At 66.6% G+C, this 26,034-nt stretch carries 28 protein-coding genes; 12 read left to right on the top strand and 16 right to left on the bottom strand.

Features of this window, described 5'->3' with window-relative positions; genetic code table 11:
- Nucleotides 1-97: 97 nt before the first annotated feature.
- The 3 genes from ACEN98_RS03835 to ACEN98_RS03825 form a co-directional block, all read right to left on the bottom strand.
- Nucleotides 98-424 (bottom strand): barstar family protein, encoded by a 327-nt coding sequence (locus ACEN98_RS03835; protein ID WP_056123988.1) that lies wholly within the window; start codon nucleotides 422-424, stop codon nucleotides 98-100.
- A gap of 173 nt (nucleotides 425-597) precedes the next feature.
- A complete protein-coding gene (gene dapB / locus ACEN98_RS03830; protein ID WP_056123985.1) occupies nucleotides 598-1,407 on the bottom strand; it encodes a 4-hydroxy-tetrahydrodipicolinate reductase in 810 nt (269 codons plus the stop codon).
- 1 nt (nucleotide 1,408) lies between these two features.
- A complete protein-coding gene (locus tag ACEN98_RS03825) occupies nucleotides 1,409-2,026 on the bottom strand; it encodes an outer membrane protein assembly factor BamE (protein WP_082577466.1) in 618 nt (205 codons plus the stop codon).
- 81 nt (nucleotides 2,027-2,107) lie between these two features.
- On the opposite strand from ACEN98_RS03825, the gene fur reads away from it, so the two are divergent.
- Nucleotides 2,108-2,536, top strand: coding sequence for a ferric iron uptake transcriptional regulator (fur, locus tag ACEN98_RS03820; protein WP_036234473.1), 429 nt, complete (start codon nucleotides 2,108-2,110; stop codon nucleotides 2,534-2,536).
- Nucleotides 2,537-2,580: 44 nt separating this feature from the next.
- On the opposite strand, the gene hrcA is transcribed toward fur, so the two are convergent.
- Entirely contained in the window at nucleotides 2,581-3,594 is a 1,014-nt protein-coding gene (hrcA, locus tag ACEN98_RS03815; RefSeq protein WP_413381535.1) for a heat-inducible transcriptional repressor HrcA, read from the bottom strand.
- Nucleotides 3,595-3,654: 60 nt separating this feature from the next.
- On the bottom strand, nucleotides 3,655-4,377 hold the full coding sequence (locus ACEN98_RS03810) for an HAD family hydrolase (RefSeq protein ID WP_413381533.1): 723 nt from the start codon (nucleotides 4,375-4,377) through the stop codon (nucleotides 3,655-3,657).
- Nucleotides 4,378-4,609: 232 nt separating this feature from the next.
- On the opposite strand from ACEN98_RS03810, the gene ACEN98_RS03805 reads away from it, so the two are divergent.
- Entirely contained in the window at nucleotides 4,610-5,209 is a 600-nt protein-coding gene (locus tag ACEN98_RS03805) for a hypothetical protein (protein WP_413381531.1), read from the top strand.
- Between the two features lie 23 nt (nucleotides 5,210-5,232).
- Nucleotides 5,233-5,940, top strand: coding sequence for a hypothetical protein (locus tag ACEN98_RS03800; protein WP_413381529.1), 708 nt, complete (start codon nucleotides 5,233-5,235; stop codon nucleotides 5,938-5,940).
- A gap of 344 nt (nucleotides 5,941-6,284) precedes the next feature.
- On the opposite strand, the gene ACEN98_RS03795 is transcribed toward ACEN98_RS03800, so the two are convergent.
- Both ACEN98_RS03795 and ACEN98_RS03790 read right to left on the bottom strand, forming a co-directional pair.
- Entirely contained in the window at nucleotides 6,285-6,455 is a 171-nt protein-coding gene (locus tag ACEN98_RS03795) for a hypothetical protein (protein ID WP_413381527.1), read from the bottom strand.
- A gap of 20 nt (nucleotides 6,456-6,475) precedes the next feature.
- Entirely contained in the window at nucleotides 6,476-6,670 is a 195-nt protein-coding gene (locus tag ACEN98_RS03790) for a hypothetical protein (RefSeq protein WP_413381525.1), read from the bottom strand.
- A 226-nt stretch (nucleotides 6,671-6,896) separates the two neighbouring features.
- On the opposite strand from ACEN98_RS03790, the gene ACEN98_RS03785 reads away from it, so the two are divergent.
- A complete protein-coding gene (locus ACEN98_RS03785) occupies nucleotides 6,897-7,673 on the top strand; it encodes a hypothetical protein (RefSeq protein ID WP_413381523.1) in 777 nt (258 codons plus the stop codon).
- Nucleotides 7,674-7,679: 6 nt separating this feature from the next.
- Here ACEN98_RS03785 and ACEN98_RS03780 read toward each other — a convergent pair whose 3' ends face one another.
- On the bottom strand, nucleotides 7,680-8,249 hold the full coding sequence (locus ACEN98_RS03780; protein WP_413381522.1) for a hypothetical protein: 570 nt from the start codon (nucleotides 8,247-8,249) through the stop codon (nucleotides 7,680-7,682).
- A 94-nt stretch (nucleotides 8,250-8,343) separates the two neighbouring features.
- Nucleotides 8,344-9,618: a S8 family serine peptidase gene (locus ACEN98_RS03775; protein ID WP_413381520.1), complete on the bottom strand. Its 1,275-nt coding sequence runs from the start codon at nucleotides 9,616-9,618 to the stop codon at nucleotides 8,344-8,346.
- An 89-nt stretch (nucleotides 9,619-9,707) separates the two neighbouring features.
- On the opposite strand from ACEN98_RS03775, the gene ACEN98_RS03770 reads away from it, so the two are divergent.
- Together ACEN98_RS03770 and ACEN98_RS03765 are read left to right on the top strand one after the other, a co-directional pair.
- Nucleotides 9,708-10,196: an RNA polymerase sigma factor gene (locus ACEN98_RS03770; RefSeq protein ID WP_413381518.1), complete on the top strand. Its 489-nt coding sequence runs from the start codon at nucleotides 9,708-9,710 to the stop codon at nucleotides 10,194-10,196.
- Nucleotides 10,193-10,891 carry an anti-sigma factor family protein gene (locus ACEN98_RS03765; protein WP_413381517.1) on the top strand — a complete coding sequence of 233 codons (699 nt, stop codon included), beginning with the start codon at nucleotides 10,193-10,195 and terminating at the stop codon, nucleotides 10,889-10,891. The genes ACEN98_RS03770 and ACEN98_RS03765 overlap by 4 nt, the downstream gene beginning before the upstream one ends.
- 3 nt (nucleotides 10,892-10,894) lie before the next feature.
- On the opposite strand, the gene rsmA is transcribed toward ACEN98_RS03765, so the two are convergent.
- Genes rsmA through ACEN98_RS03745 form a run of 4 tightly spaced genes read right to left on the bottom strand, consistent with a single transcriptional unit; the run spans nucleotide 10,895 to nucleotide 16,443 of the window.
- The gene (rsmA, locus tag ACEN98_RS03760) at nucleotides 10,895-11,674 is read right to left on the bottom strand and encodes a 16S rRNA (adenine(1518)-N(6)/adenine(1519)-N(6))-dimethyltransferase RsmA (protein WP_413381515.1); all 780 of its coding nucleotides are present in this window, start codon (nucleotides 11,672-11,674) and stop codon (nucleotides 10,895-10,897) included.
- A gap of 4 nt (nucleotides 11,675-11,678) precedes the next feature.
- Nucleotides 11,679-12,725 carry a 4-hydroxythreonine-4-phosphate dehydrogenase PdxA gene (pdxA, locus tag ACEN98_RS03755; RefSeq protein ID WP_413381513.1) on the bottom strand — a complete coding sequence of 349 codons (1,047 nt, stop codon included), beginning with the start codon at nucleotides 12,723-12,725 and terminating at the stop codon, nucleotides 11,679-11,681.
- A complete protein-coding gene (locus ACEN98_RS03750; protein WP_413381511.1) occupies nucleotides 12,726-14,135 on the bottom strand; it encodes a peptidylprolyl isomerase in 1,410 nt (469 codons plus the stop codon).
- Between the two features lie 46 nt (nucleotides 14,136-14,181).
- Nucleotides 14,182-16,443 (bottom strand): LPS-assembly protein LptD, encoded by a 2,262-nt coding sequence (locus ACEN98_RS03745; protein WP_413381509.1) that lies wholly within the window; start codon nucleotides 16,441-16,443, stop codon nucleotides 14,182-14,184.
- A 312-nt stretch (nucleotides 16,444-16,755) separates the two neighbouring features.
- Between ACEN98_RS03745 and ACEN98_RS03740 the strand changes: the two genes are divergently transcribed.
- From ACEN98_RS03740 to ACEN98_RS03725, 4 genes are read left to right on the top strand one after another with little or no spacing between them, the layout of a single operon-like run.
- On the top strand, nucleotides 16,756-17,814 hold the full coding sequence (locus ACEN98_RS03740) for an aminoglycoside phosphotransferase family protein (RefSeq protein WP_413381507.1): 1,059 nt from the start codon (nucleotides 16,756-16,758) through the stop codon (nucleotides 17,812-17,814).
- A 10-nt stretch (nucleotides 17,815-17,824) separates the two neighbouring features.
- Nucleotides 17,825-18,550: an N-acetylmuramate alpha-1-phosphate uridylyltransferase MurU gene (gene murU / locus ACEN98_RS03735; RefSeq protein WP_413381505.1), complete on the top strand. Its 726-nt coding sequence runs from the start codon at nucleotides 17,825-17,827 to the stop codon at nucleotides 18,548-18,550.
- Nucleotides 18,547-19,896 (top strand): Xaa-Pro aminopeptidase, encoded by a 1,350-nt coding sequence (pepP, locus tag ACEN98_RS03730; protein WP_413381503.1) that lies wholly within the window; start codon nucleotides 18,547-18,549, stop codon nucleotides 19,894-19,896. Before murU ends, pepP begins: the two co-directional genes overlap by 4 nt.
- On the top strand, nucleotides 19,889-21,073 hold the full coding sequence (locus tag ACEN98_RS03725) for an FAD-dependent monooxygenase (RefSeq protein WP_413381501.1): 1,185 nt from the start codon (nucleotides 19,889-19,891) through the stop codon (nucleotides 21,071-21,073). The genes pepP and ACEN98_RS03725 overlap by 8 nt, the downstream gene beginning before the upstream one ends.
- A 71-nt stretch (nucleotides 21,074-21,144) precedes the next feature.
- On the opposite strand, the gene ACEN98_RS03720 is transcribed toward ACEN98_RS03725, so the two are convergent.
- From ACEN98_RS03720 to ACEN98_RS03710, 3 genes are read right to left on the bottom strand one after another with little or no spacing between them, the layout of a single operon-like run.
- Nucleotides 21,145-22,602: an NAD(P)(+) transhydrogenase (Re/Si-specific) subunit beta gene (locus ACEN98_RS03720; RefSeq protein ID WP_413381499.1), complete on the bottom strand. Its 1,458-nt coding sequence runs from the start codon at nucleotides 22,600-22,602 to the stop codon at nucleotides 21,145-21,147.
- Nucleotides 22,599-22,952, bottom strand: coding sequence for an NAD(P) transhydrogenase subunit alpha (locus ACEN98_RS03715; protein ID WP_413338040.1), 354 nt, complete (start codon nucleotides 22,950-22,952; stop codon nucleotides 22,599-22,601). Before ACEN98_RS03715 ends, ACEN98_RS03720 begins: the two co-directional genes overlap by 4 nt.
- A gap of 14 nt (nucleotides 22,953-22,966) precedes the next feature.
- Nucleotides 22,967-24,079 carry a Re/Si-specific NAD(P)(+) transhydrogenase subunit alpha gene (locus tag ACEN98_RS03710; RefSeq protein WP_413381497.1) on the bottom strand — a complete coding sequence of 371 codons (1,113 nt, stop codon included), beginning with the start codon at nucleotides 24,077-24,079 and terminating at the stop codon, nucleotides 22,967-22,969.
- 246 nt (nucleotides 24,080-24,325) lie between these two features.
- Between ACEN98_RS03710 and ACEN98_RS03705 the strand changes: the two genes are divergently transcribed.
- Both ACEN98_RS03705 and mnmA read left to right on the top strand, forming a co-directional pair.
- Nucleotides 24,326-24,829 (top strand): NUDIX hydrolase, encoded by a 504-nt coding sequence (locus tag ACEN98_RS03705; protein WP_413338043.1) that lies wholly within the window; start codon nucleotides 24,326-24,328, stop codon nucleotides 24,827-24,829.
- Nucleotides 24,830-24,833: 4 nt separating this feature from the next.
- Nucleotides 24,834-25,943 (top strand): tRNA 2-thiouridine(34) synthase MnmA, encoded by a 1,110-nt coding sequence (mnmA, locus tag ACEN98_RS03700; protein WP_413381495.1) that lies wholly within the window; start codon nucleotides 24,834-24,836, stop codon nucleotides 25,941-25,943.
- Nucleotides 25,944-26,034 lie beyond the last annotated feature (91 nt).

Below are 26,034 nucleotides of genomic sequence, written 5' to 3'. Positions count from 1 at the left end.
ATACCGGTCGTTCGGCGTGGTGGGCACGGGGTGCCCACCCTACGATATCCGCACATTGCCGTAAGGTGGGCACCCCGTGCCCACGCGTGACGTGCAATTACCGGAGTTCGAGCTCCAGCGCCGCCTTCTCGCCATAGTCCTCGTAGCGCTCGTTGATGCCGATGATGCAGAACGCCATCTCTTCCAGCACGTCCGGCGCCCGTTCGCGCAGGGCTTCCGAGTGCGTCACGACGATGTGCAGCACCTCGTCCTTCTTCAGGCGGACGCTGCTCATGCCGTCCTCGTCGCGCAGGTAGCTCAGGCAATCGACCCAGGAATCCATCGTGTGCGCGTACGAATCGGGGAAGCCGAACGCACGCTGGCTCTCGACGTGGAAGCTTTCCGCATCGGTGATCGCGGCGCCGTTGAGCTCGACGGTGGCCATGGGGAATCTCCTGTCAGGTAACGTAAAACAACGTCGCCCCTGCGCAGGCAGGGGCCCAAGTTTGCACGCGCTCACGCAACTTAGGTTCCCGCCAAGGCGGACGGCCAGTCCGGGAACGACGGAGGTAGGTGTCAGTATGCCAGCAGATCGCTAGCCGGGCCGTCCAGTTCGGATCAGGCCTTGAGACCCAGCACGTCCTGCATGTCGTACAGTCCCGTTGCTTTGTCGGCAATATAACGCGCGGCGCGCAGCGAGCCCTGGGCGTAGCTGACGCGGCTGCTGGATTTGTGGCTGATCTCGATGCGCTCGCCGATGCCGGCGAACAGCACGGTGTGGTCGCCCACGATGTCGCCGCCGCGCACGGTGGCGAAGCCGATCGTCGACGGGTCGCGCTCGCCCGTCACGCCTTCGCGGCCGTAGACCGCACATTCCTTCAGGTCGCGGCCCAGCGCGTCGGCGATCACTTCGCCCATCTTGAGCGCGGTGCCGGACGGGGCGTCGACCTTGTGGCGGTGGTGGGCCTCGATGATCTCGATGTCATAGCCCTCCGAGAAATTCTTGGCCGCCATTTCCAGCAGCTTCAGCGTGACGTTCACGCCGATGCTCATGTTCGGGGCGAAGACGATCGCGGTCTTCTCGGCGGCGGCGCGGATGGCGGCCTTGCCGGCGTCATCGAAACCGGTGGTGCCGATGATCATCTTGATGCCGTGCGCGGCGCAGTATTCCAGGTGCTGCAGCGTGCCTTCGGGGCGCGTGAAATCGATCAGGAAGTCGGCGTCCGCCAGGCCCTTGGCCAGGTCGGACTGGATCACGACGCCGGTCAGCTGGCCGGAAAACGCGCCGGCGTCCGAATTGATGAACGGGTTGCCTTCGCGGTCGAGGGCGCCGGCGAGGACGGCGTCCGGCGCGGCGGCGATGGCTTCGATCAGCATGCGGCCCATGCGGCCGCTGGCGCCGGCAACGGCGATTTTCAGTTGGGTCATGTTATTGTCCTCCGCCGCCTTTCGCAGCCTCGTCGCGCTTGCGCTTGAGCTCGTCCAGCGATTCCTGCTCGGTCTTGGTTTCGTATTTCGAGATGCCGATCAGGCGATTGATGTATTCGCGTTCCGTCGGCAGGTTGCCGCCGTCGAAGTGGTCGACCTTGTCGTCCTTGAAGTAGACGGTGACGCGGCTGGTGGTCAGCTCGCCGTTACCGCGCGCAAGGTAGAACGGGTAATCCCAGCGGTCCTTGTGGAAGGCGTCCTGCAGCAGCGGGCTGCCGAGGATGAATCTCACCTGGTCGCGGGTCTGGCCGACCTTCAGCTGGTTCAGCATTTCCTGCGACACGAAATTGCCCTGCTGGATGTCCGGCCGGTACGGCGAGAAGATCCAGAGGAATTTCTGCAGCTTGGTGACGGTCGTCGTCTGCGCGCCCGAATTCGCGATTGCCGCGGACTTGCCGGCATCGGCGGCGACCGCGTCGGGGGCGGTGCTCACCGGCGCCGCCGGCTTGGTCTGGTTACGCCAGGCCGCGCAGCCGGACAGCGCCAGCGTCATGCAGGCGAGGCCGGCCACGAGCGCTGCCCGTGCGTGGGAACGATGGAAAACGGCTTTAGTGCGCATATCTGACCTTAAAATCGATGAGGCGGGAGCTTGTAAAACGCTATATCATAAAGCACTCCGCCCATATCCGAGTAACAAAACATGAGCAACAATCCAACCGACCTGAAAGCCAGCGGCCTGAAAGCGACCTTGCCTCGGCTAAAAATCCTGGAAATTTTCCAGAACAGCGCGGTGCGGCACCTGACGGCGGAAGACGTCTACAAGACCCTGCTGAACGAAAACATGGACGTGGGCCTGGCGACCGTCTACCGGGTGCTGACCCAGTTCGAACAGGCCGGCCTCCTGAACCGCAATCACTTTGAAACCGGCAAGGCGATCTACGAGCTGAATGCCGGCTCGCACCACGACCACCTCGTGTGCCTTGACTGCGGCCACGTGGAAGAGTTCTACGACGACGAGATCGAAAGCCGCCAGCAGAAGATCGCCAGCGAACGCGGCTTCAAGATCGCCGAGCACGCCCTGGCCATCTACGGCCACTGCCAGAAGACGGATTGCCCGCACCGGCACTAAGAGCGCGACCTGGTAGGGTGGGCACCCCTGTGCCCACCCTACCTTCATGAATGGCTCAGCGCGCTCGACAGCAGCTTGGCCGTGATGTCGACGATCGGGATCACGCGCTCATAGGCCATGCGCGTGGGTCCGATCACGCCGAGGGTGCCGACGATCTTGCCGTTCACTTCGTACGGCGCGGTCACGACGCTCATCTCGTCCATCGGCACGAGCTTCGATTCGCCGCCGATGAAGATCTGCACGCCGCCGGCCTTGCTGGACACATCGAGCAGCTGCATCAGGCCCGTCTTCTGCTCGAACATCTCGAACATCTGGCGTAGCGAGCTCATGTTGGACGACAGATCGGCCACCGAGAGCAGGTTGCGCTCGCCCGCGATGATCATGTCGTCCGTCTCGGCCAGCGCCTCGCTGCCCGCCTCCACCGCGGCCTGCATCAGGCGGCCCATGTCGTCGCGCAGCTGGCGCAATTCTCCCGTCAGGCGCGCGCGCACCTGGTCGAACGACAGGCCGGCGAAATGCTGGTTCAGGTAATTCGCGGACTGGATCAGCTGGGACGGCGAATAATCCACATCGGTCAGCAGCAGCCGGTTCTGCACGTCGCCGCGCGGGTCGACGATGACGAGCAGGATGCGCTTTTCCGACAGGCGCAGGAATTCGATCTGCTGGAACGCCGATTCGCGCCGCGGGCTCTGCACGACGCCGGCGAACTGCGACAGCGACGACAGCATCTGCGCCGCGTTCGCGATCACCTTCTGCGGCTGGTGCGCGGGCAGGCGCATGCCGGCTTCGACCGCGTTCTCGTCGATCTGCTGCACGGTGAGCAGCGTGTCGACGAACAGGCGGTAGCCGCGCGGTGTGGGAATGCGGCCGGCCGACGTGTGCGGACTGGCGACGTAGCCCATTTCCTCGAGGTCGGCCATGATGTTGCGGATCGTGGCCGGGGAGAGGTCGAGGCCGGAGATCTTCGACAGCGCGCGCGAACCGACCGGCTGGCCGTCGGCGATGTAGCGCTCGACCAGGGCTTTCAACAGGGTTTGTGCACGGTTATCGAGTTGCATGGTCTAGCCAGGATTTCGTTTCATTTATGTCATTATGCACGTTCGATGCGTGCTTGTGCTTTATCCGCGCTGTTGTTCGTGTTCGCGCGTGAGCCAGTCCAGCAACTCGTCGAAGTCGCGCACGATCGCATCCGGCACCACTTCGTGCTCCATGTGCTTCGTCGAGCCCGTGCGGTTCATCCAGACGGCGCGCAGGCCGGCGCGCTGGGCGCCCCGCACGTCGAGCAGCACGTCGTCGCCGACGTAGACCGCATCCTCGGGCGCCACGCCCAGCTCCTTGCAGGCGGCCAGGAAGATCGCCGCATCCGGCTTGGCGACGCCGAACGCCGACGCCGCCACCGACACCTTGAAATGGTGCGACAGGCCGATCGTGCGCAGGTCGGCGTTGCCGTTCGAGATCGACCCGATCAGTACGCGGTTCTTCAGTTTCAGCAAGCCCGGCAGCACGTCGTCGTACGGGATCACGGCATTGCGCGCGGCGAAGAACTGCGCCATCGCGTGCTCGACCTTGGCGGCATCCTCGCCGGCCTGCTGGAAGGCGTCGACGAGGCCGGCATGGCGCAGCTTGCCGAGGTCGAGGTGAAATTCGGGCTTCTTCGCCAGCAGCTCCAGGCGCGCCTGGCGCAGGGTGTCGATGGTGAAGCGCTCGGCCACGCGCGGCGCGTGCTCGCGCAGCCACGCGAACAGCTTCTCTTCGGCCTGCAGGATCACGGGGGCGATGGGCCACAACGTGTCGTCGAGGTCGAACAGGATGGCCTTGGGCCAGGCGCGGCGCGTGTTCATGGTCGGGATTGCGGCTCCGGAAACGAAGCTTGGAGAGTGGAAAGGAGCGGTCCAAGCATAACGAGGGCAGCGCCGAAAAGCAATGGCGCGCCGGACACGGGCTCATGGTTACACCGTGATACAAAGCCAAATAGGGCCGCCGCTTGCCAAATGCACTAAAATGATGGGCATTTTTCTATTCGGCCGTACCGGCGCAGCGTCCGCGCGCCACCCATTCCACTGTGGAGATTTTATGAAGAGCTCGATCCTGCGTGCCGGCGTTGTAGCGCTGGCATGCGCGCTGGGCCTGTCCGCCTGCGGCGGCGGGAGCGGCGACCTGTACCTGACCGGCGCGGTCTATAACGTCACCAAGGACGGTCTGGTGCTGACGAATAACGGCGAAGACCTGGCCGTGACGACGCCCTACCAGTCGTTCCAGTTCAACAACCGCATCTCGACCGACGACCAGTTCAACATCACGGTCAAGAGCGTCCCGTCGAACGTCGAGAAGATCTCGGATTGCGTCGTCACCAACGGCAAGGCGCGCGCCAACTACTACACGATCGCGCAGATCCGCGTGGACTGCAAGATCCGCCAGCGTAAATTGACCGCGAGCATCGTCAACCTGACGACCAGCGGCCTCGTGATCATCAATGGCGCCGACCGCAAGGAGGTCGCGGCGGGCACCGCAACCGTGCCGATGGCCGGCGTGAACGAAGACGGCGCCTACGGCGTCACCGTCCTGCAGCAGCCGGCCGGCCAGACCTGCACCGTCAGCGGCGGCGGCAACGGCAAGGGTGCGGGCACCATGGGCGCGACCGAAGACACGACCGTCACCGTCACCTGCGCTTAAATCTGGAATCTGGAGAGACCCACATGAAGTTTTCCCTCGCGCGTCCGGCCTTCGCCCTCGCGGTCCTGGCCACGCTGGCCGCCTGCGGCGGTGGCGGCAAGGCCACGTTCCCGATCAACATCACGGTCAGCGGCCTGCAATACCCGGGCCTGGTCCTGAGCACGAACGGCCAGGACCTGCCCATCAATCCGCCGGCCACGGCCGGCCAGGACGTCACGGCCGTCTTCCCGAACCAGATCGAATACGGCCAGGTCTATGAAGTGATCCCGAAAGGCGCGGTCGTCACCAATCACACCCCGGTGGGCGGCACCCAGCCGAAACACCAGCAATGCGCGGCGTCGCCATACCTGCCATACGGCACGGCCGGCCAACTGGCCAGGATCGACATCCGCTTCGTCTGCGCCATCAACACCTACCCGCTCGGCGGCACGGTCAAGGGCCTGACCGGTACCGGCCTCGTCCTGGCGAACGGCAGCACGACCGGCACCATCGGCGTCAACCCCGCGCTGGACGCCAACCAGAAACCGACCGGCGCGGACGTGGCCCTCGTCATGAACTCGGTTCCGTACAACACGACTTATGGCGTGACCGTCCTGACCCAGCCCACCAACCCGGCCCAGACCTGCACCGTTACCGGCGGCGCGAACGGCTTCGGCGGCGGCACGATGGACGATGCGGCGGAAGCGGCAGGCGGCGTGGGCAACCTGGTCGTGACCTGCGTCAATAACTAAACCCGGAGAGCATGGATGAGATATCGCAAATTCTTATAACGAATATGCGAAACAAAAATTGGACTGATATGCTGTAGCGCAGCATAATTGCACCTGTCTCCTCCAACTCTCCTCAGAAAGAATTGGATTTAAGCCCGCCTCAACAGCGGGCTTTTTTTTCGCCCATACGGCAACAAGCGTCCCTGCGGCGGCATGCCGTCGCGGCTGGTCAAGGTCTGCGGGGTGCCGGCGGAGGTGCCGGTATTGTCTGGTGCGATTGGCCTCGGGGCCGGGTCCGAACGGCGCTCTCGAGCTGCGCGTTCTGCGTCTTCACTGCCGGGCGGCAGCTGCTTCCACTACGGGTGTTACGGGCGCTTCGCGGTCACTTTGACGACGGCCATCTGCTGGCCTTCGATCGTTACCTGCGCGTCGTAGCGCTCATGTTTGGCGACGCTGGCGGCGTGCGCGGCGCTCGTCACACCCACGAGGACGGCGGCCGCGAGGAAGATGGCTTCCATGTTTTTCAGGATGTTCATTGGGGCTATCCTTGACGTGTTCAATTGGCGGCTTTGTCGATGGCGGCGAGGCGTTTCGCGGTCACTTTGACGACGGCCATCTGCTGGCCTTCGATCGTTACCTGCGCATCGTAGCGCTCGTGTTTGGCGACGCTGGCGGCGTGCGCGGCGCTCGTCACGCCCACGAGGACGGCGGCTGCGAGGAAGATGGCTTCCATGTGTTTGAGGACGTTCATTTTGGCTCTCCTTGTGTGTTTGTTTCGTCGATGGTGTCACTGTAGGCGACCGCCCCCTCCCCTTCCACCGGCGTGCGACGAAACGCAAAAAACACGGGATGGAAGGATCAAAAGCGCGCCCAAAAAGCGGATGGTGCGTTGCCGCATGAGCAGCCGACGCATGAGAACGCTCAACAGCCGGGCCGGATTCGCTGGCGATACTTCTCGAGGGCACAAAGGGGGCGACATGGATCGGCAAAACATCCTGGAACTCGAGGCGAACGGGGCGGCTACGCCCCTGGCGACGGTGCGGGCCTGGAATGCGCTGGCACTCGGAACGATCGGCACCGTGGCACTCGCACATGAGCCCGCGCGTGCGCTCGCCCTCGTGCATACCTGCATGTACAACGCGTGGGCGGCGTACGACGATAACGCCCGCCAGACCGCGCATGGCGTGGCCGTGCGCCTGCCGCGGGCCGAACGCGACGCCGCCAGCCAGGCCGCCGCGATGGGGCATGCGGCCCACGCCGTACTCGCCGGCCTGGACGCCCGGTCTGGCACGGATGCGGGCACGGATGACGGTCTGTTCACGCCCGAGGGCATCGGGCGCATGCAGGCGGCCGCGCTGCTCGACGTCCGCCACCGCGACCAGCCGTTCGCGCTGATGCCGGCCGAGGTCCGCCCGGCCGCCGCCGCACGGCCGCTGGCGCTCGTCGCGGTGTGGTGCGACGTGGCGCAGCGCGTGTCCGTCCGCGACGGGCATGACGACGACCGCGACGTGCTGCTGTTCTTGGTGCTGGCCAATGCGCTGGCCGACGCGGACGACGCCGCGCGCGACGGCGTATGCGCCGCCTTTGCCGCCGCCGAGGCGCTGCGCCGCTTCACGGGCAGCGACATCCTGGACGACGCCACATTCACGGACCTGGCGGCGCAGGCGGGACCGGGGCCCGGTCAGGACATGGGAAGAAAGGTCGGCGCGCGCGTGTTCGACAAGGCGCGCCGGTACTGGCAAGGGGACATGTAACGCGTCTTACTGGCGCGACGCGGTACCGGATGCCTGGCTCGCACCCGAGCCGCCCGTGCTGCCCGCCGCTGAACCGCCCGCGCTGCCTTCGACGGCCACGCTGCCGTTCATGGTCGATGCCGTGTCGCGCACCGAGCCGACGGCGCCGCGGGCGGTGCCTGCCGCGCCACGGGCCGCGCCGGCGGCACCGCCGAGTGCCCCGGTGACGGCACTCGCATCCACGCTGGCCGAGCCGGAGCCGTCCGCGCGGGCCGAGCTTCCGGCGCCCGCATTTCCTGCCAGGCTGCCGGCGCCCGCCAGCACGCCCGGTCGCTGCGCAGGTGCGCTCCCGGCTGCCGGCTGGGGAGTGGCACGGCTCGCGCGGCCAGCGGTCTCGTCGCGCAGCGTGCCGCCCATCGTGTGCACGCGGCCCATGTCGTTCATCCCGCTCATCCTGCTGATACCGCCGATGGAGCCGCCCAGCGAGCCGCCCAGCGAGCCGCCCAATGAGCCGCCGAGCCGGCCGCCGAGCAGCTGCGCGTGGGCCTGGGTGGCGAGACCGAGGGCGAGGACGAGGGTAATGGACTTGGCTTTCATGACTGTTCTCCTTGTGATGAGGCGGTGTCTCTCACCGCCGATACAGGGAAAACGGATGGGCTCGTCGATTTCTTCCATCCCTTCAAAAAATTTTTCAGCGCAGGTCCGCCGGGTCCGTGCGCAGGCTCGCGCCGACGATGCCGTACCCGGTCTCGTCGTTCGCGACGGCAGCGCCGGCCTCACGCGCGAGTGCGTCCACGGCGCGCGCGGCGCCGGCCCGGTCCGGCCGGGGCAGCCGCTGCGCCAGCAGGGCCGCGACGATGGGTGCCGCGAACGACGTGCCGCGCACCTGGCGATACGGCGGCGTGCCCGGCGCGGCGCTGACCATCTGGCTGCCCGGCGCGGCGAATTTCACCTGCGGCCCCCGTGCCGCTTCCGGCAGCGGCCGGCCGCGCCGGTCGACGCCCGTCACGCCGACGACGCCGGGATAACTGGCCGGATACAGCGGCTGTGCCGCCGGCCCGTCGTTGCCGACGGCGGCCACGAGCAGGTGCCCCCGCGCCTGCATCGCGGCGACGGCCCGCGCCAGCAGCGATTTGGCGGGGCCGACGAGGCTGATGTTCACGACGCCGACCTCCTGCTGGTCGAGCCAGCCCAGCGCGGCGGCGATGCGGTCGGCCGCACCGCCCACCGGGCTGCCGCAATACACGTCGGCCGCGTACAGGCGCGCGCCCGGCGCCGCGCCGCGCAGGTAGTCGGAACGCCCGACCATCAGCGCCGCCACCGCCGTGCCGTGCGGCGCGGGAATCACCTGGCCGCCGCAGCCCCAGCGCGTGATCGCGGCATCCTCGAACACGGGGTGGGCGCCGTCGACGCCGCTGTCGACGAGGCCGATGCGCACGGCGTCTCCCGCTCCGGCGCGAACGCCGCCCGGCGCCCCGCTGCCCGTGTAGACATGATTGAAATCGTAGCTGCCGCCGGGATCGATGGCGCGCAGGCGCTCGACCATGGCCGCGGTCGACGCACCGGCCGGCAGGCGCAGCACCACCATGCGTTCGCCCAGCCCGGGCAACACCTCGTCGCGCACGACCGCCGCGCCCGCGTCACGCGCCGCCTGCAAGGCCGCCTCGGACGGCGCCCCGGCCAGCACCTCGCCGCGCAATGCCGGCTCGCCGCGCGGGTCGGCCTCCAACTGGTCCGGATGGTCGCGCAGCAGGCGCCGGACGGTGTCGACGCGCAGGTGGCCGAGATCCGGCAACGGCGCGCGGTCGAGCAACCGGTCGACCGGGCGGCGCACGCCGTCCAGCCCCAGCGGGCCGATGCGGCTGGGCAGCGGCAGCGAGGGCAGGCCCAGCTGCGCGTGCGCGGAGACCGTGCCGCACAGGAGCGCCAGGGCCACGAGAACACGCATATTTACGAAGGGACTCATGAGTGGATCATATATGATTGGCCGATACCCCAATAACGAACGGCGCCGGGAAGAAAATCCCCGCCCGGATCGTTTACCTCATAGAGACCATGCTTGCCGACGACATCGCCGCCCTGCTGCCCCGCATGCGCCGCTTCGCGCGGGCGCTGACCTATCATCGCGAAGACGCGGACGACCTCGTCCAGATCGCGATGGAGCGTGCGCTTGGCCGCAGCGAGCAGTGGGAACCGGGCACGCGGCTCGACAGCTGGCTGTTCCGGATCATCAAGAACGCGTGGATCGACGAAGTGCGCAGCCGGACGCGGCGCGCCGAGTTGTTCGCGCCCGAGGAGGAAGGCGAACACGTGGGCGACGACACCGCGCAGGCGCACCAGCAGCGGCTCGCGCTGCAGAAGGCGATCAGTCTGCTGTCCGAGGAACACCGGCTCGTCGTCGGCCTCGTGCTTGTCGACGGCCTGCCGTACAAGGAAGCGGCCGACGTGCTCGAGATCCCCGTCGGGACGCTTACGAGCCGCCTCGCGCGCGCCCGCGACGCCCTGCAGCAACTGCTCGCCGACCCAACACGAAGGACACCATGACGTATTCCGACGACACCCTGATGGCCTATGCCGACGGCGAGCTCGAACCCGCCGAACGGGCCGCCATCGAACAGGCGATGCGCACCGATCCCGCCATCGCCGCCACCGTGGAGCGCCACCGCGCCCTGCGCGCGGACGTGGCCGCCGCGTTTGCCGGCATCCTCGACGAACCCGTGCCCGCGCGGTTGCAGCCGCCGGCACCCGTCGTGTCGCTGGCTGTGGAGCGCGACAAGCGGCGGCGCTGGTCGTGGCCGGAATGGGCCGCGCTGGCGGCCACGCTCGTCGTCGGCGTCCTGGCAGGCCGGATGATCCCCGGCGGCGGCGGTCCGGCCATCGCCGGCAACGGCAACCAGGTGGTGGCGCAGGGAGAACTCGCGGCCGCGCTGGACCGCCAGGTCGGCGGCAAGGCGGAGGGCGCGGTGAAAGTCGGCGTCAGCTTCGCCGCCCGCGACGGCGCCTATTGCCGCGGCTTCGTCATGGGCGCGGCGGCCGGCCTCGCGTGCCGGGAAGGCGGACAGTGGAAGATTCCCGTGCTGGCCGAGGCGGAGAAGGAAGCGGCGGGCGGCTACCGCCAGGCCGGCAGTGCGTTGCCGCCGGCCGTGCTGGACGCGATCGACGCGCGCATCGCCGACAAGCCGCTCGACGCGGCGGGAGAAGAAGCGGCTCGGGCGCGCGGATGGCGGCCCGGCCGATAAGCGTCAGGCCTGCGGCTTGAGGATGTTGGCGAGCGCCACGTACTGCTCGAGCCCCACGGCCTCCGGACGCGCGCCCGGATCGATGCCGGCGTCGACGAGCTGCTGTTCGGTGAACATGCCGGCCACGCAGTTGCGGATCACCTTGCGGCGCTGCGAGAACGCCTTCTGCACGACGGCACTCAGCGTGTCCGCGTCGGCCGGCAGCTGGCGCTTCGTCGGCACCATGCGCACGATGGCGGAATCCACTTGCGGCGGCGGATCGAATGCCGTCGGCGGCACGACGAACAGCATGGCCATGTCGTAGCGCCACTGCAGCATCACGGACAGGCGGCTGTAGGCTTTCGTGCCCGGCTCCGCCACCATGCGCTCGACGACTTCCTTCTGCAGCATGAAGTGCTGGTCCTCGACGAGGTGGGCGAAATCGGCCAGGTGGAACAACAGGGGGCTGGAGATGTTGTACGGCAGGTTGCCCACCACGCGCAGCTTCTTCCCTTCCGGGACGGGGATGCTGCCGAAATCGAATTTCAGCGCGTCGCCCGAGTGAATGGTCAGCCGCTCGCGCGGATACGCTTTTTCCAGGCGCGCGACGAGGTCGCGGTCCAGTTCGACCACGTGCATGTGGTCGAGCTCCTTGAGCAGCAGCGCCGTCATCGCGGCCAGGCCCGGGCCGATTTCGACCATGGCGTCGCCGCGGCGGGGGTTGATGCCTTCGATGATGTCGTGAAGGACGTGGTCGTCGGTCAGAAAGTTCTGGCCGAAGCGCTTGCGGGCTACATGTTTCATGGTCTTATGCGGGTTGTTGCTGTTGCGCGCGCACCATCGAAACGGCGACGCGGATCGCCTCTTCCATGCTGCCGCAATCGGCCTCGCCGAGGCCTTTGGCGGCCAGGTCGAGCGCCGTGCCGTGGTCGACGGACGTGCGGATCAGCGGCAGGCCGAGGGTGATGTTGACGCCGCGGCCGAACGTCGCGTACTTGAGCACGGGCAGGCCCTGGTCGTGGTACATCGCCAGTACCGCGTCGGCGTCCCGCAGGTACTTCGGCTGGAACAGCGTGTCGGCCGGATACGGGCCGCGCGCGTCGATGCCGCGCGTGCGGGCGTCTTCCAGCACGGGCGTGATCACGGCTATCTCTTCGCGGCCCAGATAGCCGTTTTCGCCCGCGTGCGGGTTCAGGCCCGTCACGAGGATGCGTGGCGCCGCGATGCCGAACTTGCGCACGAGGTCCGCGTGCAGGATGTCCAGCACCTGCGTGAGGGTGTCACGCGTGAGCGCCGCCGGCACGTCTTTCAAAGGGAGGTGCGTCGTGGCCAGCGCCACGCGCAGGTAAGGCTGATCGCCTCCGGGCGAGCCCGCGAGCATCATGACGACCCTGGGCGTCTCCGTCTTCTCGGCCAGGTATTCCGTGTGGCCGGAAAACGCGACGCCCGCATCGTTGATGGTGCTTTTCTGCAGCGGCGCCGTGACGATGGCGTCCCACCAGCCGGCCTGCGTACCCTCGATCGCGAGATCGAGCGTGGCCAGCACGGCGCGGCCGTTGGCGGCGTCCAGCTTGCCCGGGACGACGTGCGCGTCGAGCGGCACGTCGACGACGGGGATGATGTCCGGGCCGAAGTGCGGCAGGCCGCTGTGGCGCAGCGCCAGCGTGGAGATCGCGGACAGGCGGATGCCTGGGTCGATCAGGCTCGCCGTGAGGGACAGGAAGGCGGCATCGCCCACGAGCACGCAGCGCGCGTCGGCGCGCAGCGCCCACGCGGCCCGGATCGAGATCTCCGGACCGATGCCGGCCGGCTCGCCGACCGTGATCGCCAGCGTGGGACGTGGACTCGAGGCCAATTACTTGTCCTCGCGGAACTCGACGTACGCGCGGTCGCGGACCTGGCGGCTCCAGTCTTCCAGCGCTTCCTGGCGCTTGCGGTCGGTGAGGACCTGGCGCGCGGCCGCGCGTTCCTTCTCCTTCGACACGTCTTCCGACTTGCGCTCGATGACCTGGACCAGGTGCAGGCCCAGCGGGGTCTTGATGACGTCCGACACTTCACCCGGCTTCAGCGCGTTCATCGGGTTCTCGAATTCCGGCATCGCGTCGCCCGGGAACAGCCAGCCCAGGTCGCCGCCCTTCGAGGCCGAACCGTCGTTCGAGTACTGGCGCGCCATGTCTTCGAAGGTCGCCTGCTTGCTGTCGATCTTCTGCTTGATCTCGGTGAGCTTCTTGCGGGCGTCGTCCTCGCTCTGCGTCGGCGTGATCTTCAGCAGGATGTGGCGCGCGTGCGTCTGCTGCACGACGGCCTGGTCGGCCTTCTGCGCATCCGCCAGCTTGCGCTGGTTGACGAGCTTGATGATGTGGAAGCCGACGTTGGTGCGGATCACCGGCGTCACCTGGCCCGGCTTCAGCTTGTGCAGCTCGCTCGCGAAGATCGGAGGCAGGCGGTCCGGGTCGCGCCAGCCGACGGAGCCGCCTTTCAGCGCGTCCGGCGAATCGGAATACGTCGCGGCCATCTTGGCGAAGTCGGCGCCCGTGCGCAGCTGGCGCGCCACTTCGTCGGCGCGCGCCTTGCGGGCGGCGATCTGTTCGGGCGACGCGTTTTCCGGGATGCGCACGAGGATCTGCGAGATGTCCATCTCCACGCGGTCGGCGGCGGCGGCCTTCTCGGCGGCCATGTACGTGTCGATCTCGGCGTCGGTGACCTGGATCTTGCTGTCGACTTCGTGCTCGATCAGGCGCTGCATCATGATCTCGTTGCGGATCTGCTCGCGGAACTGGGAGAACGGCAGGCCGTCCTTCTCCATCGCGTTGCGCATGTCCTGCACGGTCATCTTCTGGTTTTCGGCGATGCGGCCGATGGCGCGGTCGAGCGTCGTGTCGTCGACGCGCACGCCCATTTCCTTGGCCAGCTGCAGCTGGGCGCGCTCGGTGATCATGGCTTCGACGACCTGGCGGCGCAGGTCTTCCTCGGCCGGCATCTGGGCGCCCTGCGCCTTCAGGCGCTGCGCGATCTCGGCCATGCGCTGGTCGACTTCGCGCTTGGTGATGACTTCGTCGTTGACGATCACGTACACGGAATCGATGACGTGGGCGTTGCTGGACGCCGGCGGCAGGAAGCCGGAGCCCGGCTTGGTGGAAGGGGCCGCAGCCGGAGCTGCAGGCTTGGCCTGGGCCAGGACATCGCCCGTGGCGAGGGCGCACAGCAGCACCGCCGCGAGCTTGATCTGGTGCGGGCGGAGCGGAGACAGACGGGTAGTACGCATATTCAGGAAAGCACTCATTTCAGGTATCTAGTTGTCCATGGCCCGGTCAGGGGCGGCCGACGTTGGTGTTCAGCCGGGTGTAGCCGGGAATGCTCTTGTTGAAAGTCTCCAGCGGATTACCGAAGCCCAGGTGCGACAGGCCGTTCAGTTCGAGCTGGAAGAAGCTCGTCGTCGAGACGTTCTGCGCGGCGGTCACGAAGCGCTGTGCGCCCATGCGGAACACCCAGCAATCCGCCTTGTACTCGAGCCCGACGAGGCTCTCGAGCAGCTTGCGGTCGCGCACCGAGTAGCTGACCCGGGTCACACCATACCACCGCTGCGACAGCGGCCACTGGCCCGAGACGTCGGCGTTGCGGAAGCCGTTGGCGATGCCGAAGGTGTCGCGCTGGTAGCGGTATTCGAGGTTCAACACCTTCATCGGGGCCGGCTGCCACTGCACCCCGACATTCGAGCTGTACAGGCTGCGCGCCTGTGCATCGTATTGTACGCCGCTGTCGAAGGTCCACGATTCCGAAATGCGGCCCGACGCCGCGACCAGCGCGTCCGAGCGGGTCTGGTTGCTTTGCTCGTTCGAATTCAGGCGCACGCGCGGATCGCTGAAGTAATAGCGGCTGCCGACCGCGAGGCGCAGGCGCTCGGCGCCGTTGGACTCGATGAAGCGCGACACGATCGCCGCCGTCAGCTGATTCGCATCCGACACCTTGTCGGCGCCGACGAAGCGGTTTTCCGTGAACAGCTGGGCGTAGTTGAAACCGGCGACGCCCGTGTCGAAGTTGGGGATGTCGTCCTGGTTCTTGTACGGCGTGCGCACGTAGAACAGGCGCGGCTCCAGCGTCTGCGTGCCGTCCGGCCCGAACAGCGACGTCTTGCGCTCGAATACGAGGCCGCTGTCCAGCGAGAACGTGGGCAGCACGCGCGAGATCTTGTCGTCCGCGCCGACTGCGTTGTGCGTCAGGTTGTACTGCGTCGCGTGCAGCATCAGCTTGGGCGTGACGAACCAGCCCGGATGCACCCACGGATAGCTTACCTGCGCCACCATGTTGGCGCGGTCGCCCTGCACCTGCTTGTCGTCCGGGTGCGTGAAGCGCGTCGCCTCCGCGTCCACCGCCCAGTCGAATCCGCCCAGCACGTCGTAGCGGCCGGCGTGGAAGTTAATCGTCGGCAGGCGGTTGTACGGCGTGGCCACGGTCAGGTCCGGATTCGCGACGGCGCCCGGGTCCTGCAGCACCTGGTAGCTCTGCACGCGCGCCGTCAGGTTCCAGTACTGGCCGTAGTAGTCCGTGCGCAGTTCGCGCAGCAGCTGGCGCTCGGCGCTGGCGGCCACGGTGCGCGAGAAGTCGGACGGGTATTCGTTGTCGGACGCCGCGTGCGCGTTCCAGCCGAACGTCCAGTTGGAGTCCAGGTACTGGTTGTGCAGCGTGTCGACCCACCAGCGATTGCGGTGCGCCAGGCGGTCGTTCGCGAGGTATTCGACGTGCGTCTCGCCGTGGTACGGACCGCGGTCGGTCTCGCCCATGTAGCGCCCCGTCGCGCCCAGTTGCAGGCCGCGCGCGAAGATGTAGCGCGGGAACAGCGTCAGGTCGCGGTTGGGCGCGATGTTGACGTAATACGGCACCATCAGCTCGGCCGAACCCTTGGAGCCGACGCCGATCGTCGGCGGCAGCCAGCCGGAGCGGCGCGCGCCCGACAGCGAGAACGACAGCGCGGGCGTGCCGATGATGGGCACGTCCTTGAAATAGATGATCGTCTTGCCGGCCGTGCCGACGTCGCGGCCCTGGTCCAGGCGCAGCGTGCTGGATTTAAGATACCAGTCCGGATCGGGGCCTTCGCACGTGCTGTACGTGCCGTCGACGACGACGGCCTGGTCCTCGCCCAGGAAGTTGATGCGCTGCGCCTTGCCCTGCGCATTGTTCATCACCAGCCGGTATTCGGGATGCAGCACCCAGCCTTTACCCGTTTCCAGGTTCAGCTGCAGGGCGTCGCCCTTGTAGCGGTCGCCGAAGCGCCACATCGTGATGTGACCCTCGGCCGTGACCTCGTCCTCGACGCGGCGGTAGCACGCCGTGTCCGCCGTGACGCCGGTGGCGCCGCGCGTGATCTCGACGTTGCGCTCCATGTTCAGGATGCGGTCCGGGCGGCCGCTGAACGACTCGGCGCGCATCGTGATCGGCAGACCCTGCTCGTCGGTGCGGGGGGCAGCCGGTGTCGCCGTTTGCGCATACAGCGGTCCCGCGGCCACGGCCACGAGGGCGGACACAGCGGCGGCAGTTCGCCGCCGCGGGAATGGTAGGGCCGTCATCCAGCTCATGAAAGATCGCGTTGCACCATGGAGGGCGATTGTTTGGATTGAATCCCTTATTATAGGGGAATTCGTGCGGCACGGTCGCGTTAGTCGGCCCAACGGTAATACTTTGGAAGCGCGACGGTGGACCATAACCCTTTGATTTTCAAAGGGAAATGATTTTTACCGATAGATACAATTTTAACAATGGGATCTTTCCCTCCTTAGCCCCGGATGGTCCGATGCGGGTGCAAATGACGTATCATTACACCCGAACCGCCCTGCCCGCGCATGGGCAAACTTACCAACCAGTCACGAACCCGTTCACCGGGACGCTTCATGTCTTCTTCGCCTCAACACGCTCCCTCCGCCTCCGACAAGGATGCCCGCCTCGCCCAGCTGACCGAATGGCTCGTCCCGCTCGACCTGGTCGACGTCGCCAGCCTGCGCCCCGCGGCGGCCGACGCGAGTTTCCGCCGCTACTTCCGTCTCGATGTTGTGCCGGCGCTACGCGACAAGCTGGGTGATACGCTCATCGCCATGGACGCCCCGCCGGAGCGCGAAAACGTGCCCGCGTTCATCCACGTCGACGGCCTGCTGCGCGACGCCGGCGTCACCGTGCCCGCCATCGTGGCCCGCAGTGTGGAAGCCGGCTTCCTGCTGCTGTCCGACCTCGGCACGACGACCTATTTGCAGCGCCTGGACGTCGACAACGCGCCGTTCATGTATTCGGACGCCATCGACGCCCTGATCAAGTTCCAGATGACCAGCCAGGCCGGCGTGCTGCCGGAATTCGACCGCGCGTTCGTCCTGCGCGAGCTGAACCTGTTCCCCGAGTGGTTCATCGAACGCCACCTGGGCGCCAGGCTGAACGACGTCCAGCGCGCCCAGCTGGATAAAGTGTTCGAGGCGATCACGGCGAACGTGCTGGCGCAACAGCAGGTCTACATGCACCGCGATTTCCATTCGCGCAACCTGATGTTCCTCGACCAGGGCAACCCGGGCGTGCTGGATTTCCAGGACGCCGTCTACGGCCCCGTCACCTACGACCTGGCCTCGCTGCTGCGCGACGCCTACATCCAGTGGGACGAGGAATTCGTGCTGGACTGGGTCGTGCGTTACTGGCAAAGCGCGAAGCAGGTCGGCCTGCCCGTCAATCCGGACATCGACGCGTTCTACCGCGACTTCGAATACATGGCCCTGCAGCGCCACCTGAAAATCCTCGGCATCTTCTGCCGCCTGAACTACCGCGACGGCAAATCCCACTACCTGGGCGACCTGCCCACGGTAATCGATTACGTGCGCAAGACCGCCAACCGCTACACCGAACTCAAGCCGCTCCTGCGCCTGCTCGACGCGCTCGAGGACAAGGCGCCGCAGGTCGGCTACACCTTCTGAAGACAAGCCGATGAAAGCCATGATCTTCGCCGCGGGCCGCGGCGAGCGGATGCGTCCGCTGACCGACACCTGCCCCAAGCCCCTGCTCAAGGTGCGGGGCCGTCCCCTCATCACCTGGCACGTGCTGAACCTCGTGCGCGCCGGCATCAAGGACATCGTCATCAACCATTCCCACCTCGGCCACATGATCGAGGAAGAACTGGGTGACGGCAGCCGCTACGGCGCGCGCATCGTCTACTCGCACGAGCCGACGCCGCTGGAAACGGCCGGCGGCATCGCCAACGCCCTGCACCTGCTCGGCGACGAACCGTTCCTGGCCGTCTCCGGCGACATCTACGCGCCCTACTTCGACTTCGAGCAAGTCCTGGACGTGCTGAAGGACCACGACGCCGTCGGCCAGCTCATTCCGACCGAGAAGCGCGACATCGCCTGGCTGTACCTGACGCCGAACCCGTGGCACAACCCGGACGGCGACTTCGGCCTCACGATGTACACCTTGTCCAACGACGGCAACCCGAAGTGGAATTTCGCCGGCATCGGCGTCTATCGTCCTGAAATGTTTGACGGGATCAAGGCGGGCGAGTTCCTGAAATTCGGCCCGCTGATGCGCAAGTTCATTGACCAGGGTCGCGTGGGCGGCGAGATCTACGATGGCCAATGGGTCAACGTGGGCACCGTGCGCCAGCTCGAAGAACTCAACGCGCCACCGGGCTCCGTGGCGAAGGCCGGGGCATGATGGATTACGCGGCACAGTACGGGAAACGGCGAGCGCGCCTGGCCGCGCAGATGCAGCCCGGCAGCGTGGCCGTGCTGCCCACCGCGCCGGAAGTCCTGCGCAACGGCGACAGCGACTATCCCTACCGCCACGACAGTTCGTTCTACTACCTGACCGGCTTCGCGGAGCCGGAAAGCGTGCTGGTACTCGTCGCCGCGCACGGCGACAAGCCGGCCCGCGCCATCCTGTTCTGCCGCGAGAAGAACGTCGAACGCGAGATCTGGGACGGCTACCGCCACGGCCCGGAAGCGGCGCGCACGGCGTTCGGTTTCGACGACGCCTATCCCATCGGCGAACTCGATACGCACATGGCGCGCATCCTCGCCAACGCGCCCGCGCTGTACTACGCGGTGGCGTCGAACGCGGCGCTCGATGCGCAGGTGGCCGGCTGGATCAAGGCCGTGCGCGCGCAAGGCCGCACCGGCACGACGGCGCCCGACACGGTCGTCAACCTGCTGCCGCTGCTGGACGAAATGCGGTTGATCAAGGACGCCGACGAACAGGCGCTGATGCTGCGCGCCGGAGAGATCTCGGGCGGCGCGCACGCGCGCGCGATGCGCGCGGCGCAGCCCGGCATGTTCGAATACGAACTGGAAGCGGAACTGCTGTACGCCTTCCGCAAGCAGGGCGCCCAGTTCCCGGCCTACACGCCCATCGTGGCATCCGGTCCGAACGCCTGCATCCTGCATTACAACGTCAATGACCGGCAGATGCAGGACGGCGATCTCGTGCTGATCGACGCCGGCTGCGAGCTGGATGGCTACGCATCCGACATCACCCGCACGTTCCCGGTGAATGGCCGCTTCACGGACGCCCAGAGGACACTCTACGAGCTCGTACTGGCGGCGCAGGACGCGGCGTTCAAGGCCATCGCGCCGGGCCGGCCGTACGGCGCCTTCCACGAAGCGGCGCTGCGCGTGCTCGCGCAGGGCATGCTGGACCTGGGCCTCATCGACAAGACGAAATACGCCACCGTCGACGACGCCATTGCCGACAAGGCCCACGTCCCGTTCTACATGCACGGCACGGGCCACTGGCTCGGCATGGACGTGCACGACGTGGGCGCCTACCGCGACGTGACGCAGGCCGACAAGCCCTCGCGGCCGCTGCAGGAAGGCATGGTCGTGACGGTGGAACCGGGCATCTACGTGCGCCCGGCCGACGGCGTGCCGGAACGCTTCTGGCACATCGGCATCCGCATCGAGGACGACGTCGTCGTGACCAGGGACGGCTATCGTTTGCTGACGGCGTCCGCGCCGAAGACGGTGGCCGAGATCGAAGCGATCGTGGGGACCACGCATGGCTGAAGACACGCTGTCCGTCGATGTCGCGATCTGCGGCGCCGGCCCGGTCGGCCTCGCGCTGGCCGCATTGATGGCGCGCCGCGGGGTCGACCCGAAGCGCATCGCGCTCGTCGATGCGAAGGCGTTGGGCCAGGCGATCTCCGATCCGCGCTCGATCGCGCTGTCGTGGGGCAGCCGCCAGCTGCTCGTCGACGTGGGCGCGTGGGCCAACGTGCAGCCGCACGCGACGCCGATCCACCAGATCCACGTGTCGCGCCGCGGCCACCTGGGCCGCAGCATGATGGACCGCGCCGAACACGATGTCGACGCGCTGGGCTATGTGGCGCGCTACGGCGACGTCGTCGACGCGCTGGTGCGCGCCTGCGACCGCGCGGGCGTGCAGACCTTGCGCCCCGTGCGCGTGACGGCGCTCGTCGAAGACCGCGACGGCGTCGTGCTCGACCTGGACGATGGCCGCAAGCTCCAAGCGCAGGTGGCCGTGCAGGCCGAAGGCGGCGTGTTCGGCGAACAGGCGGAACGCACCCGGCGGCGCGACTACGTGCAGACCGCGGTCATCGCGCGCGTGTCGTGCAGCCAGGGCATACCGCACCGCGCCTTCGAGCGCTTCACGGACGAAGGACCGCTCGCGCTGCTGCCGCAGGACGGCCCCGATGGCCACCAATATGCGCTCGTGTGGTGCGTGCGGCCGCAACGCGCGCAGCAGTTGCTGGACCTGGGCGAGCCTGAATTCCTGCGCCAGCTGGGCGACGCGTTCGGCGAACGTCTCGGCACCTTTACGCGCGCATCGGAACGGGCGGCGTTTCCGCTCGGGCTGAATGCGGATCCGCGCTTCTCGGCGCGCACGGTCGCGATCGGCAACGCGGCGCAAACGCTGCATCCGGTCGCGGGCCAGGGACTGAATCTCGGCCTGCGCGATGCGGCCGTGCTCGCGCGCTTATTGGCTCGATCCCTGGCGCACGGGATCGAGCACGACGGAGGCATCGCGGACGCGTTGTTCCGCTTCGCCGAGGAACGTGCGCGCGACCGCGGCGCCATCATCCGCACGACGGATGCGATGGCGCGCGTGTTCGCGAACACGGGGCCGCTGCAGCCGCTGTTCGGGCTCGCATTGGCCGCTTTAGATACCGTCAAACCAGCGCGGATGCTGCTGGCCGAACTGATGATGTTCGGGCGGCGGTAGGGTGGGCTCCCCGAGCCCACGCGACGGCCGACTTGGACGCATGCGTCACGCGTGGGCACAGGGTGCCCACCCTACTCGACGGCTTTCACCATCGACTCGATCACCTTCTTCGCATCGCCGAACACCATCATCGTGTTCGGCTGGTAGAACAGATCGTTGTCCAGCCCCGCATACCCGGACGCCATCGACCGCTTGTTGACGATGATGCTCTTGGCCTTGTAGGCCTCGAGGATCGGCATCCCCGCGATCGGCGATTTCGGGTCCTTCGCGGCCGGGTTCACGACGTCGTTCGCACCCAGCACGAGCACCACGTCCGTCTGGCCGAATTCGCCGTTGATGTCTTCCATCTCCGCGACCTGGTCGTACGGGACTTCCGCTTCGGCCAGCAGCACGTTCATGTGGCCCGGCATGCGGCCCGCCACCGGGTGGATCGCGTAGCGCACCTGCACGCCGTGTTCCGTCAGCTTGTCGACCAGTTCCTTCACCGTGTGCTGGGCGCGCGCCACGGCGAGGCCGTAGCCCGGCACGATGATGACGGATTCCGCGTTCTGCAGGATGAACGCCGCGTCTTCCGGCGAGCCCGATTTGACGGGGCGCTGTTCCTTCGCGCCGCCGCTGTCGCTGGCAGCCGCCTCGCCGCCGAAGCCGCCCAGGATCACGTTGAAGAACGAGCGGTTCATCGCCTTGCACATGATGTACGACAGGATCGCGCCCGACGAGCCCACCAGCGAGCCCGCGATGATCAGCATCGAGTTGTTCAGCGAGAAGCCGATGCCGGCCGCCGCCCAGCCGGAGTACGAGTTCAGCATCGACACGACGACGGGCATGTCCGCGCCGCCGATCGGGATGATGATCAGCACGCCCAGGATGAACGACAGCACGGCCATCACGATGTAAGGCGTCCATGCCGGTGCGGCGCCGTCCGAAAAGCAGAACGCGAGGCCCAGGCCGACGATGGCGAGGGCGACGACCAGGTTGATCATGTGCTGGCCCGGGTAGCGCACGGGCGCGCCCTGGAACAGCCGGAATTTGTATTTACCGGCCAGCTTGCCGAACGCGATCACGGAACCGGAGAACGTGACGGCGCCGACGAACGTGCCGATGAAGAGTTCCAACCGGTTGCCGAACGGGAGCCCTTCGCCGCGCGCGGCGATGTTGAAAGCCCACGGCTCCGACACGGCCGCGATGGCGATGCACACCGCGGCAAGGCCGATCAGCGAGTGCATCGCGGCGACCAGCTCCGGCATCTTGGTCATCTCGACGCGCTTCGCGGCCACGGCACCGATCGCGCCGCCGACCACGACGCCCAGCAGCACGAGGCCGAAGCCCATGCCGCCCGTCTGCATCTGCTCCTTCAGCTTGAACATCAGGGCGATGGTCGTGATGACGGCGATGCCCATGCCCGTCATGCCGAACGCGTTGCCCATGCGCGCGGTCGACGGCGAGGACAAACCCTTCAAGGCCTGGATGAAGCACACGGACGCCACGAGGTACAAGAGCGTCACGACGTTCATGCTGATCATGTTCATGCGGCCTCCTTGGCATGGACGGCGCCGGCGGCATCCTTCGCGGCAGGCAGCCCCTTCGCTTTCGGTTCCTTCTTCTTGAACATCTCCAGCATGCGCTGGGTGACGAGGAAGCCGCCGAACACGTTCACGGCGGCCAGCGCGACGGCGATGGTGCCGGCGACTTGCCCCGTCAGGCCTTCCGTCAGGCCGGCCGCCAGCATGGCGCCGACGATGATGATGGCCGATACGGCGTTCGTCACCGCCATCAGCGGCGTGTGCAGCGCGGGCGTGACGGTCCACACGACGTGGTAGCCGACGTAGATCGCCAGCACGAAGATGATCAGGTTGATGATGGTATGGCTGATTTCCATGGCGTCTCCCCCTTCTATTTGCGTAACACGTCGCCATCGATGGCGACCAGCACCGCGCGCACGATCTCGTCCTCGCGGTCGATGACGAGCTTCCCGTCCTTGTCGATCACGAGCTTCAGGAAGTCCAGCACGTTGCGCGCGTACAGGGCCGACGCGTCGGCCGCGACCAGCGCCGGCAGGTTCGGCTCGCCGATGATCGTCACGCCGTGCTTGACGACCGTCTTGCCGAGTTCCGTCAGCGGGCAGTTGCCGCCCTGTTCGATGGCCATGTCGACGATCACGGAGCCCGGTTTCATCGCGCGCACCGTCTCTTCCGCGATGAGCACGGGCGCCTTGCGGCCCGGGATCAGCGCAGTCGTGATGACGATGTCCGCCAGCTTCGCGCGCTCGTGCACGAGTTCCGCCTGGCGGCGCATCCAGTCGGCCGGCATCGGGCGCGCATAGCCACCGACACCTTTCGCGATCTCGCGTTCCTCGTCCGTGAGGAACGGGACGTCGATGAACTTGGCGCCCAGCGATTCCACCTGCTCCTTCACGGGCGGACGCACGTCGGACGCCTCGATGACGGCGCCCAGGCGCTTCGCGGTCGCGATGGCCTGCAGGCCGGCGACGCCCACGCCCATGATCAGCACGCGCGCCGCCTTCACGGTGCCGGCGGCAGTCATGAGCATCGGCATGAAGCGCTGGTACGCGTTGGCGGCCATCATCACCGCCTTGTAGCCGGCGATGTTGGCCTGCGACGACAGCACGTCCATCGACTGGGCGCGCGTGATCCGGGGCGCCGCTTCGAGCGCGAACGCCGTCAAGCGCTGCTGGGCCAGCGCGGCCAGGTTGTCGGTATCGAACGGGTTCAGCATGCCGACGAGGGCGGCGCCCGGTTTCATCAGCGCGCGTTCCTGGGCATCCGGGCTGCGCACTTTGAGGACGAGGTCGGCCCCGAGGGCGTCTTCCGCCGTACCGATGCGGGCGCCGGCGGCGACATAGGCATCGTCGATCGCGGCAGCGTGAAGGCCGGCGCCCGACTGCACGATGACTTCGTGCTGGGCGGCCAGCTTCTTGACGGTTTCGGGAGTTGCTGCGACACGCGTTTCGCCCGGCCTCGATTCGGCCGGCACACCAATTCTCATGATGCCTCCGTGTAGTTAATTAACTGTCTACAATCTAGCATGTAATACACCCGATCAATACAGATAGTGGTTTTTCAGAAACAGATAAGCGATTTTCATAGCGCATACCATTGCAACCTAGACAAATCTCGCCTCGTTTTGTCGTATATCAATAAGTTTCCTTGACTCGAACTGTTGCGGCGCAGCGTGCGCCCGAGCAACGCACGTTCCATCAAGGTAGAATGTCGGCTCACTACAAGGACGCGCATGACCCATACCTTCAGACCGTCAGTCACCGTCGCCGCGATCATCGAGCGCGATGGCCGCTTTCTGTTGATCGAAGAAGAAACCAGCGACGGCATCCGCCTGAACCAGCCCGCCGGCCACCTCGACCCCCACGAATCGCTTGAACAGGCGGTGATCCGCGAGGCGATGGAAGAGACGGCGCACGAGTTCATCCCGGAAGCCCTCGTCGGCATGTATCTGTCGCGTTACCACTCGAAATCGCGCGGGCACGACGTGACGTATTTGCGCTTCACGTTCTGCGGCAAGGCCGGCAGGCAGTACGACCAGGCACTGGACCACGGCATCCTGCGCACGCTGTGGCTCACGCGCGACGAACTGGCCGCGTGCCAGGAGCGCCACCGCAGCCCCATCGTACTGCGCTGCGTGGACGATTACCTGGCGGGCAAGCGCACCCCGCTGGACCTGCTGTACACGGACCACTCGGTGTATAACAGCGGGCTAACCATCAAACCGGACGTAACCTGAAGCTATGCACAAAAAGAAAGTCGTGATCGGGATGTCGGGCGGCGTCGACTCCTCGGTCGCGGCCTGGATGTTGAAGGAACAGGGCTATGAAGTCGTCGGCCTGTTCATGAAGAACTGGGAAGACGACGACGATTCCGAATACTGTTCCACGCGCCAGGACTGGATCGACGCGGCCAGCGTGGCCGACGTCGTCGGCGTGGACATCGAGGCGGTCAATTTCGCCGCCGAATACAAGGACCGCGTGTTCGCGGAATTCCTGCGCGAGTACCAGGCCGGCCGCACGCCGAACCCGGACGTGCTGTGCAACGCCGAGATCAAGTTCAAGGCCTTCCTCGACCACGCGATGAAGCTGGGCGCCGATTTGATCGCGACCGGGCACTATGCGCGCGTGCGCCAGAACGTCTCGACCGGCAAGTTCGAGCTGTTGAAAGCGCTCGATTCGACCAAGGACCAGAGCTACTTCCTGCACCGCCTGAACCAGGCGCAGTTGTCGAAATCGCTGTTCCCGCTGGGCGAGATCGCCAAGACGGAAGTGCGCAAGATCGCGGAAAAGCTGAACCTGCCGAACGCGGCGAAAAAGGATTCGACCGGCATCTGCTTCATCGGCGAGCGCCCGTTCCGCGAATTCCTCGGGCGCTACCTGCAGCACAAGCCGGGCCCGATGAAACTCGATAACGGCCAGACCGTGGGCGAGCACGTGGGCCTGTCGTTCTACACGCTGGGCCAGCGCAAGGGCATCGGCATCGGCGGCCTGAAGTCGCACAAGAATGCGGACGGCACGAGCGAGCCGTGGTTCGTGGCGCGCAAGGACATCGCCACCAACACGCTGTACATCGTGCAGGGCCACGATCACCCGTGGCTGCTGTCGGAGCGTCTCGGCGCGGGCCAGGCCAGCTGGATCGCGGGCGAACCTCCGGAGCCCCGTCCACTGTCGGCCAAGACGCGCTACCGCCAGACCGACGTGCCGTGCACGGTGACGCCGGAAGGCCTCGATCGCTTCGCGCTCGACTTCACCGACCCGCAATGGGCCGTGACGCCGGGCCAGTCGGCCGTGCTGTACGACGGCGACGTCTGCCTGGGCGGCGGCATCATCGATACGGCGAGCGCCGTCTGATTGTTGCGTTCATCCCGCAGTTGCGGCATTTTTGTGCGCGATTGTCATTTGTCCATCGTATCTGACACAAAAATGTCGTAATCTCTCGTTA

The organism is Massilia sp. CT11-137, from assembly GCF_047302885.1.
GTDB lineage: Bacteria > Pseudomonadota > Gammaproteobacteria > Burkholderiales > Burkholderiaceae_D > Telluria > Telluria orientalis.
The sequence above is the reverse complement of the archived record's forward strand: the minus strand, read 5'-3'. Positions and strand labels throughout refer to the sequence as shown.

What these genes read in the sequence shown, in the direction of transcription:
- ACEN98_RS03740 (WP_413381507.1), top strand. Translation starts at nt 16,756, where the DNA reads ATGTCTTCTTCGCCTCAACACGCTCCCTCCGCCTCCGACAAGGATGCC.
- ACEN98_RS03725 (WP_413381501.1), top strand. Translation starts at nt 19,889, where the DNA reads ATGGCTGAAGACACGCTGTCCGTCGATGTCGCGATCTGCGGCGCCGGC.
- rsmA (WP_413381515.1), bottom strand. Translation starts at nt 11,674, where the DNA reads ATGAAACATGTAGCCCGCAAGCGCTTCGGCCAGAACTTTCTGACCGAC.
- ACEN98_RS03745 (WP_413381509.1), bottom strand. Translation starts at nt 16,443, where the DNA reads ATGAGCTGGATGACGGCCCTACCATTCCCGCGGCGGCGAACTGCCGCC.
- ACEN98_RS03805 (WP_413381531.1), top strand. Translation starts at nt 4,610, where the DNA reads ATGAAGAGCTCGATCCTGCGTGCCGGCGTTGTAGCGCTGGCATGCGCG.
- ACEN98_RS03770 (WP_413381518.1), top strand. Translation starts at nt 9,708, where the DNA reads ATGCTTGCCGACGACATCGCCGCCCTGCTGCCCCGCATGCGCCGCTTC.
- ACEN98_RS03810 (WP_413381533.1), bottom strand. Translation starts at nt 4,377, where the DNA reads ATGAACACGCGCCGCGCCTGGCCCAAGGCCATCCTGTTCGACCTCGAC.
- ACEN98_RS03720 (WP_413381499.1), bottom strand. Translation starts at nt 22,602, where the DNA reads ATGAACATGATCAGCATGAACGTCGTGACGCTCTTGTACCTCGTGGCG.
- ACEN98_RS03750 (WP_413381511.1), bottom strand. Translation starts at nt 14,135, where the DNA reads ATGCGTACTACCCGTCTGTCTCCGCTCCGCCCGCACCAGATCAAGCTC.
- ACEN98_RS03765 (WP_413381517.1), top strand. Translation starts at nt 10,193, where the DNA reads ATGACGTATTCCGACGACACCCTGATGGCCTATGCCGACGGCGAGCTC.
- dapB (WP_056123985.1), bottom strand. Translation starts at nt 1,407, where the DNA reads ATGACCCAACTGAAAATCGCCGTTGCCGGCGCCAGCGGCCGCATGGGC.
- mnmA (WP_413381495.1), top strand. Translation starts at nt 24,834, where the DNA reads ATGCACAAAAAGAAAGTCGTGATCGGGATGTCGGGCGGCGTCGACTCC.
- ACEN98_RS03835 (WP_056123988.1), bottom strand. Translation starts at nt 424, where the DNA reads ATGGCCACCGTCGAGCTCAACGGCGCCGCGATCACCGATGCGGAAAGC.
- ACEN98_RS03785 (WP_413381523.1), top strand. Translation starts at nt 6,897, where the DNA reads ATGGATCGGCAAAACATCCTGGAACTCGAGGCGAACGGGGCGGCTACG.
- ACEN98_RS03790 (WP_413381525.1), bottom strand. Translation starts at nt 6,670, where the DNA reads ATGAACGTCCTCAAACACATGGAAGCCATCTTCCTCGCAGCCGCCGTC.
- ACEN98_RS03775 (WP_413381520.1), bottom strand. Translation starts at nt 9,618, where the DNA reads ATGAGTCCCTTCGTAAATATGCGTGTTCTCGTGGCCCTGGCGCTCCTG.
- ACEN98_RS03710 (WP_413381497.1), bottom strand. Translation starts at nt 24,079, where the DNA reads ATGAGAATTGGTGTGCCGGCCGAATCGAGGCCGGGCGAAACGCGTGTC.
- fur (WP_036234473.1), top strand. Translation starts at nt 2,108, where the DNA reads ATGAGCAACAATCCAACCGACCTGAAAGCCAGCGGCCTGAAAGCGACC.
- ACEN98_RS03825 (WP_082577466.1), bottom strand. Translation starts at nt 2,026, where the DNA reads ATGCGCACTAAAGCCGTTTTCCATCGTTCCCACGCACGGGCAGCGCTC.
- hrcA (WP_413381535.1), bottom strand. Translation starts at nt 3,594, where the DNA reads ATGCAACTCGATAACCGTGCACAAACCCTGTTGAAAGCCCTGGTCGAG.
- pepP (WP_413381503.1), top strand. Translation starts at nt 18,547, where the DNA reads ATGATGGATTACGCGGCACAGTACGGGAAACGGCGAGCGCGCCTGGCC.
- ACEN98_RS03800 (WP_413381529.1), top strand. Translation starts at nt 5,233, where the DNA reads ATGAAGTTTTCCCTCGCGCGTCCGGCCTTCGCCCTCGCGGTCCTGGCC.
- murU (WP_413381505.1), top strand. Translation starts at nt 17,825, where the DNA reads ATGAAAGCCATGATCTTCGCCGCGGGCCGCGGCGAGCGGATGCGTCCG.
- ACEN98_RS03705 (WP_413338043.1), top strand. Translation starts at nt 24,326, where the DNA reads ATGACCCATACCTTCAGACCGTCAGTCACCGTCGCCGCGATCATCGAG.
- ACEN98_RS03715 (WP_413338040.1), bottom strand. Translation starts at nt 22,952, where the DNA reads ATGGAAATCAGCCATACCATCATCAACCTGATCATCTTCGTGCTGGCG.
- ACEN98_RS03780 (WP_413381522.1), bottom strand. Translation starts at nt 8,249, where the DNA reads ATGAAAGCCAAGTCCATTACCCTCGTCCTCGCCCTCGGTCTCGCCACC.
- ACEN98_RS03795 (WP_413381527.1), bottom strand. Translation starts at nt 6,455, where the DNA reads ATGAACATCCTGAAAAACATGGAAGCCATCTTCCTCGCGGCCGCCGTC.